General features: G+C 31.8%; 11 protein-coding genes. 9 read left to right on the top strand and 2 right to left on the bottom strand.

Annotation, left to right across the window (positions count from 1 at the left end):
* Positions 1–3: 3 nt before the first annotated feature.
* Positions 4–1,782, top strand: coding sequence for a single-stranded-DNA-specific exonuclease RecJ (gene recJ, locus IO99_RS00970; RefSeq protein ID WP_035129174.1), 1,779 nt, complete (start codon positions 4–6; stop codon positions 1,780–1,782).
* A gap of 146 nt (positions 1,783–1,928) precedes the next feature.
* Here recJ and IO99_RS00975 read toward each other — a convergent pair whose 3' ends face one another.
* On the bottom strand, positions 1,929–2,120 hold the full coding sequence (locus IO99_RS00975) for an alpha/beta-type small acid-soluble spore protein (RefSeq protein ID WP_035129176.1): 192 nt from the start codon (positions 2,118–2,120) through the stop codon (positions 1,929–1,931).
* A 128-nt stretch (positions 2,121–2,248) separates the two neighbouring features.
* The gene (locus tag IO99_RS00980) at positions 2,249–2,452 is read right to left on the bottom strand and encodes an alpha/beta-type small acid-soluble spore protein (RefSeq protein WP_035129178.1); all 204 of its coding nucleotides are present in this window, start codon (positions 2,450–2,452) and stop codon (positions 2,249–2,251) included.
* A 373-nt stretch (positions 2,453–2,825) separates the two neighbouring features.
* Between IO99_RS00980 and IO99_RS00985 the strand changes: the two genes are divergently transcribed.
* From IO99_RS00985 to IO99_RS01015, 8 genes are all read left to right on the top strand, one after another.
* The gene (locus IO99_RS00985) at positions 2,826–3,899 is read left to right on the top strand and encodes an undecaprenyldiphospho-muramoylpentapeptide beta-N-acetylglucosaminyltransferase (RefSeq protein WP_035129182.1); all 1,074 of its coding nucleotides are present in this window, start codon (positions 2,826–2,828) and stop codon (positions 3,897–3,899) included.
* Positions 3,900–4,456: 557 nt separating this feature from the next.
* A complete protein-coding gene (locus IO99_RS00990) occupies positions 4,457–5,857 on the top strand; it encodes an MBL fold metallo-hydrolase RNA specificity domain-containing protein (protein ID WP_242844059.1) in 1,401 nt (466 codons plus the stop codon).
* A 225-nt stretch (positions 5,858–6,082) separates the two neighbouring features.
* Positions 6,083–9,592, top strand: a complete 3,510-nt coding sequence (gene nifJ / locus IO99_RS00995) for a pyruvate:ferredoxin (flavodoxin) oxidoreductase (RefSeq protein WP_035129184.1) — start codon at positions 6,083–6,085, stop codon at positions 9,590–9,592.
* Between the two features lie 176 nt (positions 9,593–9,768).
* On the top strand, positions 9,769–10,161 hold the full coding sequence (locus IO99_RS01000) for a DUF1292 domain-containing protein (RefSeq protein ID WP_035129187.1): 393 nt from the start codon (positions 9,769–9,771) through the stop codon (positions 10,159–10,161).
* 138 nt (positions 10,162–10,299) lie between these two features.
* Positions 10,300–10,938: an HAD-IB family hydrolase gene (locus tag IO99_RS01005; RefSeq protein WP_035129516.1), complete on the top strand. Its 639-nt coding sequence runs from the start codon at positions 10,300–10,302 to the stop codon at positions 10,936–10,938.
* Positions 10,939–10,940: 2 nt separating this feature from the next.
* Positions 10,941–11,150 (top strand): hypothetical protein, encoded by a 210-nt coding sequence (locus IO99_RS19385; RefSeq protein WP_242844060.1) that lies wholly within the window; start codon positions 10,941–10,943, stop codon positions 11,148–11,150.
* Positions 11,143–11,763: an aminotransferase class IV gene (locus tag IO99_RS01010; RefSeq protein ID WP_242844061.1), complete on the top strand. Its 621-nt coding sequence runs from the start codon at positions 11,143–11,145 to the stop codon at positions 11,761–11,763. Before IO99_RS19385 ends, IO99_RS01010 begins: the two co-directional genes overlap by 8 nt.
* A gap of 93 nt (positions 11,764–11,856) precedes the next feature.
* Complete coding sequence (locus tag IO99_RS01015; RefSeq protein ID WP_035129189.1) at positions 11,857–13,620, top strand: FapA family protein; 1,764 nt, start codon at positions 11,857–11,859, stop codon at positions 13,618–13,620.
* Positions 13,621–13,629 lie beyond the last annotated feature (9 nt).

Below are 13,629 nucleotides of genomic sequence, written 5' to 3' on the forward strand. Positions count from 1 at the left end.
TTGGTGAATACTGTTTGGAAAGATAGTCAGTGCTCTATGGAGGTTTTAAAGGAGCTACTTAAGGATATAAAGGTTACTCCTATTACTCTTAGGGTGCTTATGAATAGAGGAATAGATACTAAGGAAAAGGCAGATGAATTTTTAAATTCTTCTTTGAATAAACTATATAACCCTTATCTTATGAAGGATATGGATAAGGCCATAGAGATTATGGTGGAGGCTATAAATAATAAGGAAAAAATTATGGTCTACGGAGATTATGATGCAGACGGAGTTACTAGTACTGCAATTCTTTATAAGGCTATAAAAAGCTGTGGTGGAATAGTAGCTTATCATATACCACATAGGGAAAATGAAGGCTATGGCATGAGTATTTCTAGAATAGAGACCATAGCAGAGGAAGGTTTTAATCTTATAATAAGTTGCGATAATGGGATTTCTGCTATAGAAGAAGTAAAAAGAGCTAAGGAACTTGGCTTAAAAGTTATTATCACAGATCACCATGAACTTCCCTTTGAGGAGATAGATGGAGAAAGAAGGATGGTAATTCCAAGTAGTGATGCCCTAATAAATCCTAAGCAGGAGGATTGTAATTATCCCTTTAAACTTTTATGTGGAGCCGGTGTGGCTTATAAGTTTTCTTTAGCTTTATATGGAGCTATGAATATGAAGGATAAAAATACCGATGATCTTCTAGAGTTAGCTGCCATTGGCACTATATGTGATGTGGTAGATTTAATGGATGAAAATAGAATCATTGCAAAGGAAGGGCTAAAGATACTTTCTAATACAAGAAATTTAGGAATAAAAGCTTTAAAACATATAATTGATATAAAGGATGAGGTAACTTGTTATAATGTAGGCTTTAACATTGGTCCTTGTATCAATGCTACAGGAAGGCTAGAAACTGCTGAGCTATCCTTAGATCTACTACTTTGTGAAGATATGGGTCAGGCTATGGATATTGCTACAAAGGTTTTTAATCTTAATAAGGAAAGGCAAGATCTTACCACCGAAAGTGTGGAACAAGTTTGTGCTGACATAGAAGGGTCTTCTTTGATAAATGATAGAGTACTTGTAGTATATAACCAGCATATCCATGAGAGTATTGCAGGAATTGTAGCAGGCAGAGTTAAGGAAAAGTATGGCAAGCCCACCTTTATTTTAACCCAGGGAAAAGATATGCCAAAGGGTTCAGGTAGATCCATTGAAGAATATAATATGTTTGAAGAAATGCTAAAATGTAAGGATTTACTAAGCAAGTTTGGTGGACATCCAATGGCAGCAGGACTTTCCATAGAAGAAAAAAATATTTCAAAGTTTAGACAATTATTAAATGAAAACTGCTATTTAAGTGAGGAAGATCTTGCTTCTAAAATGAGAGTAGATTCTCCCATAAAGTTAAATTATATAACAGAACAGGTTGTAGAAGAATTCAAGTTATTAGAGCCCTTTGGAAAGGGAAATCCAACGCCAATTCTAAAGGCTAATAGAGTTTTAGTGGCAGATATAAGATTTTTAGGAAGTGAATATCAGCATGTTAAATTTAGATTTAATGTGGAAGGTACCAATAATATGATAGATGGTTTATATTTCAATAAAAGAGATGAAGTTATTGAGATTTTAAAAGATGTCTATGGAGATGAATATGGAGATATTGGAAGTGGGTATATAAGACCGAAGGGTCTATTTCTAAATATATTATTTCAGCCGGATATAAATGAATATATGGGAAGAAGAAGTGTGCAATTAAAACTTAAAGATATAAAATTAGGCATCTGAAAATAAATAACAAGTGAAATATACAGGTAATATGGCTTATTTATTTTTGAATATGTCTTAAACTAATAAAGAGATGCACCTATAAGGTGCATCTCCTATTTAGGGTTTACTTACTATTAAATAATTTATTCAGATATTAATATATCCTATAAATTTCTTTCGTAAGCTTCAACCATTTTTTTAACCATTTGTCCGCCGATTGATCCAGCTTCTCTAGAAGTTAAATCGCCATTATATCCTTCTTTTAGGTTAACTCCAACTTCTTGAGCTGCTTCCATCTTAAATCTGTCTAAACCTGCTTTAGCTTCTGGTACTAATAATCTACTTTTGCTTGTCATTTTATATTCCTCCTCCAATAAATTAGTAGAAGTCAACAAACATATTAATGTGAACCTCTTATTATTTAAACAAATTTTGCTAACTTCTTAAATAATAAACTTACCACACGCTACTTACAAATGTTTGATTAAAGATTTCTTTCGTAAGCTTCAACCATTTTTTTAACCATTTGACCACCAACTGATCCAGCTTCTCTAGAAGTTAGGTCTCCGTTATATCCTTCTTTAAGATTAACTCCTACTTCTTGAGCAGCCTCCATTTTAAATTTGTTTAAACCTGCTTTAGCTTGAGGTACTGCTGGTTGATTAGAATTATTATTATTGTTTGACATGTATTTTCACCTCCTTTGTTTTGATAATAGTATTGTACCCGGATATAAGAAGATTATTTAAGAGAATGGGTGGTAACATATGAAAGATTATGAGCAATTACCTTTTTATGTATATATTCAATGGTTTTTAATATAAAATTCATATTTTATATTTACATTTGTCTTCATATGTGGCATAACTTAATAAGGAGCATAATATATCTAATATAATAAAAAACATATTATAATAAAAATCTATAAAATCTATATAGTAATAACATTATTTTTAGCTTTAGCGAGATTACATATACTCGTCTAAGGCTTAGATATTTTTATTTTAAATATTTCAAAGCTATTAAAGCTTTTACTAGGTAATTTTAGGAGGACTTTTAAATTGAGTAACAAAAAAATCATTATGACAGGTGGAGGAACAGCTGGACATGTAACTCCCAATATCGCACTTGTGCCCAAGCTAAAGGAGCTAGGATATGAAATACAGTATATAGGTACTGAACATGGAATAGAAAGAAAACTTATAGAAGCAGAAAAAATTAAATATCATAGTATTTCTAGTGGTAAGTTAAGAAGATATTTTGATGTAAAGAACTTTACAGATCCTTTTAAGGTTATTAAAGGGGTTTTTGAAGCAAAGTCAATTATAAAAAAAGAAAAACCAGCCATAGTTTTTTCAAAGGGAGGATTTGTATCAGTTCCAGTGGTGTTAGGAGCTTATTTTAATAAAATTCCAATTATAATACATGAGTCAGATATTACACCTGGTCTAGCAAATAAAATATCCATGCCCTATGCAACAAAGATTTGTGTTACCTTTGAAGAGGCTATGGATCATGTTAATAAAAAGAAAGCTGTACTTACAGGTTCACCAATTAGAAGTGAACTATTTAAGGGCAGTAAAACAAAGGCTAAGGAATTTTGTAAATTTAAAGATGATAAGCCTGTAATTTTAGTTACTGGTGGCAGCTTAGGTTCAAGAATTATAAATGAATGTGTTAGAGAAGCGTTACAGGACCTACTTAAAACTTTTAATGTAATACATCTATGTGGAAAAGGTAATTTAGATAAGAGTTTAAATGTAGTTGAGGGATACGCTCAGTTTGATTATATTAAAGAACAGTTATCAGATTTAATGCAATTGGCAGATATAGTAGTTTCTAGAGCAGGGTCTAATACTATATTTGAGCTTTTAGCTTTAAAAAAACCTAATATTTTAATACCGCTATCAGCTAAGGCAAGTAGAGGAGATCAAATTTTAAATGCTAAGTCTTTTAATAAATCAGGATATAGTAAAGTTATAGAGGAAGAAAATTTAAATGCATTGACTCTTTTAGAAGCTATTGATGAAGTTAATAGAGATAAAGAAACATATATTAAAAATATGAGCAAAAGCAAACAAAGGGACAGCCTTGGAAAAATAATAGACCTAATAGAAAGCTGTAAAAGAAAATAACAATAATAAAATTAATGTAGAGCATGTACTTATATTATTATCGCTCAGCCGTTTCGAAGCATTGATTTACTAAAAGGATTTATTCAAGGTGAAATCTACAACACAACAACTCGTATACACTCAAACAAGTTGTGTTGCTTACGATTTTACCATTCATAAATCCTAAGTAATGAAATATTCATAGAGGTTCTTCTAATAAATTAGAAGAACTAAGTTCGAATAACTAAATCAAAGATTTAGATTCTTACTTATGCAAATGGCGTTCGCTAACAATAATATTAAAGTACATGCTCTACATATATAAAAATTATTATAGTATATACATAGAAAATACCTGAAACCCACACTATGACAACAACTAGTTAAATAGTTAAATAGTTTTATAGTTAAATAGTTTTATAGTTAAATATATAAATTTTTCCCTATATAAATAGTTATATAGGGATATTTTTATATAGTGAAAATGATAAATATATAAATAGTCCATACATAAAATCCTATGGCATTAGTGAATAATAGTAAATATATTAAACATAGGAAAGATAGGAGAAGTTTCAATGGAGATAAAGTTAAAGTTCTTAGGAGCTACTAAGTGTGTTACAGGCTCTAGTCATTTACTTACTGTTAATGAGAAAAAAATACTTTTAGATTGTGGTTTATTTCAAAGTAATGATTTAAAGTCTTATAGTAATGATATATTGAATGTGGATCCTAAGGAAGTTGATTATATTGTATTATCTCATAGTCATGTGGATCATAGTGGTAGGATACCTCTTTTCTTTAAGTTAGGATTTCAAGGGAAGGTAATTTGTACTGAGCCTACTAAGGAATTATGTGGGTATTTACTTAAGGATGCTGCTAGAATCCAACAGGAGGAAACTTATTTTGAAAATCTTTCTAGACATGGTAAGGGTGTAAAAGCTTTAAGTCCTTTATATGATGAAGAGGATGTGGAACTAGCTCTAAAAAGTTTTTATACCTACGGATATAATGAGGAAATCCTATTGGGAGAGGGGATAAAAGTTATTTTTAGAGATGCAGGTCATATATTAGGTTCTGCAATATGTGAAATTTTAATCAAAAATTGTGGTGAAAGTTGGGTTAAATTGATATATACTGGAGATATAGGAAATATTAATAGAGATATTTTAAATAATCCAGAAAAAGAACTCCAGGGAGATTTTTTAATCCTTGAAAGTACTTATGGAGATAAGATGCATGAAGAAAAAGATAATTATGCAAAACTCCTAGAAATTGTAAAGGATATCATGGAGGGTAATGGAAATTTAATAATTCCTTGTTTTTCCTTAGGAAGAACCCAAGAGATTATATACATGCTAAATAGTTTTATAGAAAGTGGACAGTTGCAGGGCTGTAATGTATATATAGATAGTCCTTTGGCAGCAGGAATTACCCAAATATTTAGAAAGTATGAAGAATACTTTGATAAGAAGGCTAAGGCTCTTATAGAAAAAGGTGATGATCCATTGAACTTTAAAGGACTGCATTTTGTTGAAAATAGTGATGATGGAAAGAAGATTTACCAAGTTAAGTCAAAATCCATAATTATTGTAGCTGGAGGAGTTTATGATGGAGGGAGAATAGCTAACCATCTAAGAAATAATCTTCCTAGACCAGAGTGTGGGGTATTAATTACCTCCTATCAAGGGAACCAGAGCATTGGGAATAAATTATTAAAAGGAAACAAAAGAATTAAACTCCAAGGTGAGAACATTGAGGTTAAAGGAAAAGTTTATTATATGGATGGACTATCGGGTCATGCAGATAAGGCAGGACTATATAATTGGGTAAGTAGTATGAAGGAAAAGCCTAAGAAAATATTTCTAGTTCATGGTGAAGGAAAAAATATTGAATCCTTCACTAATAAATTAAAAAGTGAAAATTATTCCGTGGTTATACCGGATTTTTTGGATGAATTTCCCTTAGAAATTAATTAAAAACTTAACAAAGTGTGTTAATTTTTAGGGTTGAATTTTAATAAAATTAAGGTATAATTTAAATGTAAGGTCATGTTAAACATTACCAAACCTTTAGTTTGGCATTAATGTGTCTTAGAGAAATAGCTAAATATAAGTGAATTCATGATAGCATTTTAACAAAGAAAAAAATAAGATTATGAGTTTGCTAATAAAATATTTATAGAAGAAAGAGGGTTGCTTACAATGAGAAAAATGAAAACTATGGACGGTAACACCGCCGCAGCTCACGTAGCCTATGCATATACTGATGTAGCAGCTATATACCCAATTACTCCTTCATCACCTATGGCTGAACACTGTGATGAGTGGGCAGCACAAGGTAGAGAAAATGTATTCGGACAAAAGCTAAAGATAATGGAAATGCAATCAGAGGCAGGTGCAGCTGGAGCAGTTCACGGTTCACTACAAGCAGGTGCATTAACAACTACTTTCACAGCATCTCAAGGATTATTACTTATGGTTCCAAACATGTATAAGATGGCTGGAGAATTACTTCCAGGTGTTTTACACGTAAGTGCTAGAGCATTAGCAGCACAAGCTTTATCCATATTTGGAGATCATCAAGACGTTATGGCTACAAGACAAACAGGTTTTGCTTTACTTGCTACAAATAGCGTTCAAGAAGTTATGGACCTTGCTCCAGTAGCTCACTTAGCAGCTATTGAAGGTAGAGTTCCATTCTTACATTTCTTTGATGGATTTAGAACATCACATGAAATACAAAAAATTCAAACTTGGGATTATGAAACTCTAGGAAAATTCTTAAATAGGGATGCAGTAGATGCATATAGAGCAAGTGCTTTAAACCCAGAGAATCCTGTAACTAGAGGAACAGCTCAAAACCCTGATATATACTTCCAAGCAAGAGAAGCTTCAAATCCATTCTACAATGCAATTCCAGGAGTTGTAGAAAAATATATGGAAATGATTAATAAAGAAATTGGTACTGATTACCACCTATTCAATTATTATGGAGCACCAGATGCAGATAGAGTAATTGTTGCAATGGGTTCAGTATGTGATGTTGCTGAGGAAACAGTTGATTACTTAACAGCTCAGGGAGAAAAAGTTGGACTAGTTAAGGTTCACTTATATAGACCATTCTCATTAGAACACTTCTTTAAACATATGCCAGCAACAGTTAAAAAGATTGCTGTATTAGATAGAACAAAAGAGCCAGGATCTGCTGGAGAGCCATTATATCAAGATGTTAGAAATGCATTCTATGATAGAGCTGAAAGACCAGTTATTATTGGTGGAAGATATGGATTAGGTTCAAAAGATACTACTCCATCTCAAATAGTTACTGTATTCGATCACTTAAAAGAAGAAGAACTTAAAAATGGATTCACTATAGGAATAGTTGATGATGTTACAAATACATCACTAGACATTACAAGAACTATAGCTACTACACCAGAAGGAACTGTTGAGTGTAAATTCTGGGGATTAGGATCTGATGGAACAGTTGGAGCTAATAAGAGTGCTATAAAAATCATAGGAGACCATACAGATATGTATGCTCAAGCATACTTTGCTTATGACTCTAAAAAATCTGGTGGAGTAACAATGTCTCACTTAAGATTTGGTAAAGAAGAGATTAAATCTCCATACCTAATCAACCAAGCTAACTACATTGGATGTCATAACCAATCTTATGTTAATAGCTATGATGTATTAGCTGGAATTAAAGATGGTGGTACATTCCTATTAAACTGTATTTGGGATGAAAAAGATTTAGAAGAACACTTACCAGCATCAATGAAGAGATATATTGCAGAGCATAACATAAACTTCTACACAATAAACGCTGTAAAAGTTGCTCAAGAAATTGGTCTTGGCGGAAGAATTAACATGATTTGTCAAGCTGCTTTCTTCAAACTAGCTGAAATCATTCCAGTAGACGAAGCTATTAAATACCTTAAAGATGCAGTTCAAACATCATATGGTAAAAAAGGTGAAAAAATTGTTAAAATGAACAACGATGCTATAGATTCTGGAGTTAATGCTATAGTTAAAGTTAATGTTCCAGAAGCTTGGAAAAATGCAGTAGATAAAAATGAATGTAAGAAGGATACTCCTGACTTCATTAAAAACATCGTTGAGGTTATGAATAGACAAGAAGGAGACAAACTTCCTGTAAGTGCTTTTGAAGGAAGAGAAGATGGTACTTTTGACCATGGAACAGCTGCTTATGAAAAGAGAGAAATAGCTGTTAATGTACCACAATGGATTCCAGAAAACTGTATCCAATGTAACCAATGTTCTTATGTATGTCCACATGCTACAATAAGACCATCTATTGGAACAGAAGAAGATTTTGCAAATGCACCAGCAGCTATTAAGCTTGCAGATGCTAAAGGTGGACAACTTAAAGGCTTAAAATTCACAATGTCTGTAGCAGTTCAAGATTGTACAGGTTGTGGAAACTGTGCGCAAGTTTGTCCGGCTAAAGAAAAAGCTTTAGTTATGAAACCTATTGATACTCAAAAGGATCAAATAGAACCTTGGAATTTCACAGTTAAAATGAAAAAACCTGAAAATCCATTAGGTGTTGCTTCAGTTAAAGGTAGCCAATTTGAGACTCCACTTCTAGAGTTCTCAGGTGCTTGTGCAGGTTGTGGAGAAACTCCATATGCTAAGCTTATAACTCAATTATTTGGAGATAGAATGATGATAGCTAATGCTACAGGATGTTCTTCAATTTGGGGAGGAAGTGCTCCTTCAACTCCATACACTAAGAATCAAGAAGGTAAAGGACCAGCTTGGGCTAACTCATTATTTGAAGATAACGCTGAGTTCGGTTTAGGTATGTTCTTAGGTGCTAATCACCAAAGAGAAAAACTTACTGACTTAGTAAAGAAAGCAGTATCAACAAATTGTAATGAAGAGTTAAAAGCTGCTTTAAATGAATGGTTAGAGAATAAAGATAATGCAGAAGCTTCAAAAGCTGCTACTAAGAAAGTACTTCCATTAATCGAAGCAAACAAAAATTGCTGCGAAACAATGGCAGAGTTATATAAATTCAAAGACTTCTTCGTTAAGAGATCTCAATGGATCTTTGGTGGAGACGGTTGGGCATACGACATTGGATATGGCGGTGTTGACCACGTTCTAGCATCAGGAGAAGATGTAAATGTATTTGTATTTGATACAGAAGTTTACTCTAACACTGGTGGACAATCTTCTAAAGCTACTCCAACTGCAGCAATTGCTAAATTTGCAGCTTCAGGTAAGAGAACTAAGAAGAAAGACCTTGGAATGATGGCAATGAGCTATGGCTATGTATATGTTGCTCAAATAGCTATGGGAGCTGACCAAGCTCAAACTCTTAAAGCTATAAGAGAAGCAGAGGCATATCCAGGTCCATCTTTAATAATTGCTTATGCTCCATGTATTAACCATGGAATTAAGACAGGAATGGGTAATACTCAATTAGAATCTAAAAAAGCTGTTGCTTGCGGATATTGGGGATTATATAGATTCAACCCAACTCTTAAAGAAGAAGGTAAGAATCCATTTAGCTTAGATTCTAAAGAGCCAACTGAATCTTTCAGAGACTTCTTATTAAACGAAGTAAGATATGCATCACTTCAAAAAATGTTCCCAGAAGTAGCTGAGGAATTATTTGTTAAGACTGAACAAGATGCAAAAGAAAGATTAGAATCTTATAAAAAACTTGCAGCTCAATAATAGTTTTAAATAATCTAAGGGTTGTCTCCGTTTTGGGGCAGCCCTTTTATCTATGCAAAATTAGGATAATTGTTGGATGAAAATAAAAACTTTGTATTAAAATATTATAAAACACTTCTAAAATATGAAGATTAAGGGTACAATGAAGAGGAGTATTATTTAAGGAGGCTATTAATATGGGAAATAACTGTTGTGGAAATAATGAAGATAAAAAAGAAACAGGATGCTGCGGAGGACATGAGCAAGAAAGTCATGAATGCTGCTGTGGAGGACACGATCATGAACATGATCACGAAGAATGTGGTTGTGGCTGCGGAGAGCACGAAGCAATGTTCGTTGAGTTAGAAGATGAAGAAGGAAATGTAACTCAATGTGAAATAGTTGATGGATTTTTATTTGAAGAAAATGAATATGCATTAGTACAAAATCCAGATGACGGTTCAATATACTTATTTAAAGTAGTTGGTGATGACGAAGTAGGAGAACTTGTTGTACCAGAAGATGCAGAATATGATGCAGCAAAAGCATATTACGAAGAATTACTTGCAAATGAAAATAGTGAAAACTAATTAAACTTTTAAAAGCCGCTATTTATATAGCGGCTTTTATGCTGCGTTGTCCATATTCTCCTATGGAAATAATAATTAAGGAGGATATGGAATGGATGATCAAGGGTTAAGAATAACATGAAAGTAGGTCAATTTCACATGGAAAAACTAGCTATATTTGATATTGATTATACATTAACTAAAAAGGAGACTTCTATAGAATTATATAAATATATGCTTAAGAAGGATAGAAAGTTACTTAGGTATTTACCATCACATATAATAACTGGTATTTTTTATGGTTTAAAGGTGTATAATGCTGGAAGAACTAAGGAGAATTTTTTAAGATTTTTAGCAGGAACCAGTGAGGAAGACTTAAAGAAGTTAGTGAAAAGCTTTTATAAGGAAAAGATTGAGAGCATATTGTATGAAGATGCAATTAAAGCTATTAAGGACTTTAAGGAAAAGGGTTATAAGATATATTTAATTTCTGCCTCTCCTGAGTTTTATGTTAATGAATTTTATAGTATAAAAGAAGTAGATAAGGTTATTGGAACTAAGTTTCATATTGATGAAGGAAAATTTAATCCTAAAATTTTAGGGGAAAATTGCAAAGGTGAAGCAAAGGTAAAAAGATTAATGGAGGAATTAAAAAAAGACAATATAGAAGTGGATTTTGAAAATTCCTATATGTTTTCTGATTCTCTTTCGGATTTACCTCTTTTAAAGTTAGTGGGCAAGGGATATTTAATAAATTATAAGAAGAATCATGAATTAGAGATTTTAAGGTGGCGATAAGTATGGAGAATTGTATAAATGATTACTTTATAAAAAATGATGAAGCTTATGAAAGGGAGGAATTTCAAGATATATATGTGGTAGAAGGTAAGTGCATATATGAAGTTATTAGGGTTATAGATGGAGCTCCTCTATTTTTAGATGAACATTTAGCTAGGCTTGAAAATTCTTTAAAGTTAGAAAAAAAAAGAAGAACTTATATCTATGGATAAGATAAAGGAGTACATAGGAAAGTTAATAACTCTAAATAGAGTTGACAATGGTAATTTAAAGCTTGTAATAAATATGGATAATCTATTTATATTTTTTATAAAGCATTCTTATCCAACTAAGGATATGTATAGTAAGGGAGTAAAGACTATTCTTTATTTTGGAGAAAGACATAATCCTAATGCAAAGGTTATAGATAATTCCTTTAGGGGAAAAGTTAATGAAAAAATAGATGCTAGTGGAAGTTATGAAGCTATTTTAGTAAATAGTAAAGGGTACATTACAGAGGGAAGCAAGTCCAATATATTTATGATCAAAGGTGATGAAATAATTACAGCTCCAGTAGAAGGGGTACTTCCAGGAATAACTAGAAGCGAGATAATAAAGGCTTGTGAAGAACTGGGCTTAAGGGTAAGAGAAGAAAATATTCATTGTGAACATATAAAAAATTTAGATGGATTATTTATATCTGGAACTTCTCCTAAGGTGCTACCTATAAATGAAGTTGAAGGTATTATAAAATATGATAAAATTTATCAAAGAATTTATGATATAAAAGATAAGTTTGAAGAATTAATTACAAGAAACTTAAAGAATTATAAAACAAGTAAATAGTAAAGTATGTCAAAAACAATACGATAATATATTATAGTATTGTTTTTGTATTTTAGAAGGAAATGATCTGTATTATGTATTAGGGGTGATAATGTGGAAGATAAGACATTAAGGGAAACTGCAAAAGTACTTGATGGCAAACTAATTATTACTGATGATGAAAATAATTCTGAAGGTCCTTGGATTGTAAAGGGCAAGGATGTTAGTTTATTTGTGGATGAACAAGAGGTAAAAGGAAGAGTTAGAGTTAACTCTGAGAGTAAAATAGATATAACTTTTAATGAATCTAAGGCAATGAGGGAATTGAATATTAATATTAGTGAAGACAAAATGATAGCTAGTATATCAATAAACTATAGTCCTGAAGTTATTTATACTTTAGAAGATACACCGGAAGCACCCATGATTACCTTAAATGCAAAGGTAAAAGAAGAGAAATTTCCACCTAAATTTACAAGGGATGAAATATTAAAAGAACTTAAAGATAGGAATATAATTTATGGAATTGATAATAAGATCATAGATGACATAAGGAATATGGACAAGATAGAGAATGTTATTGTTGCAAGGGGAAAGGAACCTGTTGAACCTATAGATGATGTATTAGAAGTATATTTTGATACCAATGCCCATAAGGGATTTAAAAGTGACCAATGTGGTAATGTAGATTTTAAATCTATAGGTAGTATAACAAGTGTGAAGAAAGACGATATTCTTGCAAAACGTACTGTAGGAAAAGAAGGTACTATAGGTATAAACTTATTTTCTCAACCTATTCAACCTAGAAAAAGAAAAGTTAAGGACATGATGGTGAAAACAGGATGTAAATTTAAAGATAAGGATACTATAGTGTCTACAATGGAGGGTAAACCTCAAGTAAAGGGATGCGTTTTTCAGGTTAATAATGTTCATGAGGTTGTTAGTGATGTAGATATAACTACAGGAGATATTAATTTTATAGGCGATGTAATTATTAATGCTGATGTTAAAGATGGTATGAAGGTTAAATCAGGAAATACCATAATTATAAAGGGAAATGCAGTAAGATGTAGTCTTTGGTCGGAGGGAGATATGCAAATCATTGGTAGTGCAATTTCATCTACCATAAAGATTAGAAGTGAGTTCTCTGAGTTTAAAGGGTATTTAGAAGAGTTATCTGCCATAGTGGATAGTTTTCATAGTTTGTATAAGGCTGTAATAGCAGTTAAAGAAAGTGGAGATATAAAGGGGAATATAAGAGATTGTGATATTATAGGTCTTGTCATAAAGAGTAAATTTCCTTTAATAACTAAGATAATTAATAAAGTATTAAGCACAATGGTAGAAATTAATGATAATAACAATGAATTATTTAGAGTATTAAAGATTAAATATGCTAACAAGAATTATATGTTAATAAGTGGTGTAGAAGAACTAATTAAGGTTAAGACTTTGGCAGAAGAGAAAATAAAGGCTATAGAAGCTATGAAAGATATTAATTCAGATGCTACAATAGGTTACATTCAAGATTGTACAGTATTTTGCTCTGGAAGTTTAACAGTAAATGGAAAAGGCGTTTATAAATCCAATGTTTATGCAGAAAAGGGTATATATTTTACAGGAGAAGGTCAATGCGAACTTCGAGGGGGAAAAGTTAAAGCGAAAAGTGAAATTAAGGCAAAGATAGTAGGTTCGCCTTCTGGGGTTATGACAGAGGTAGTAGTAGATAAGGAAGGACATATTTATTGTGATATTGCTTATTTAAATACTAAGTTTATAGTTGGAAATATGGAAACTATAATGGATGAAACATGCAAAAGTGTTCACGTATATATAGATAAAAATAGAGAGCTAATTGTTGAAAAGTTTAAAATTTAGGAGGGGTAA

It is taken from the genome of Clostridium sulfidigenes (assembly GCF_000732635.1).
GTDB classification, from domain to species: Bacteria; Bacillota; Clostridia; order Clostridiales; family Clostridiaceae; genus Clostridium_J; species Clostridium_J sulfidigenes.

Coding starts and splice junctions, on each gene's coding strand:
- IO99_RS00975 (WP_035129176.1), bottom strand. CDS start 2,120: ATGACAAGCAAAAGTAGATTATTAGTACCAGAAGCTAAAGCAGGTTTA.
- IO99_RS00980 (WP_035129178.1), bottom strand. CDS start 2,452: ATGTCAAACAATAATAATAATTCTAATCAACCAGCAGTACCTCAAGCT.
- IO99_RS00990 (WP_242844059.1), top strand. CDS start 4,457: ATGGAGATAAAGTTAAAGTTCTTAGGAGCTACTAAGTGTGTTACAGGC.
- nifJ (WP_035129184.1), top strand. CDS start 6,083: ATGAGAAAAATGAAAACTATGGACGGTAACACCGCCGCAGCTCACGTA.
- IO99_RS01000 (WP_035129187.1), top strand. CDS start 9,769: ATGGGAAATAACTGTTGTGGAAATAATGAAGATAAAAAAGAAACAGGA.
- IO99_RS01005 (WP_035129516.1), top strand. CDS start 10,300: ATGGAAAAACTAGCTATATTTGATATTGATTATACATTAACTAAAAAG.
- IO99_RS19385 (WP_242844060.1), top strand. CDS start 10,941: ATGGAGAATTGTATAAATGATTACTTTATAAAAAATGATGAAGCTTAT.
- IO99_RS01010 (WP_242844061.1), top strand. CDS start 11,143: ATGGATAAGATAAAGGAGTACATAGGAAAGTTAATAACTCTAAATAGA.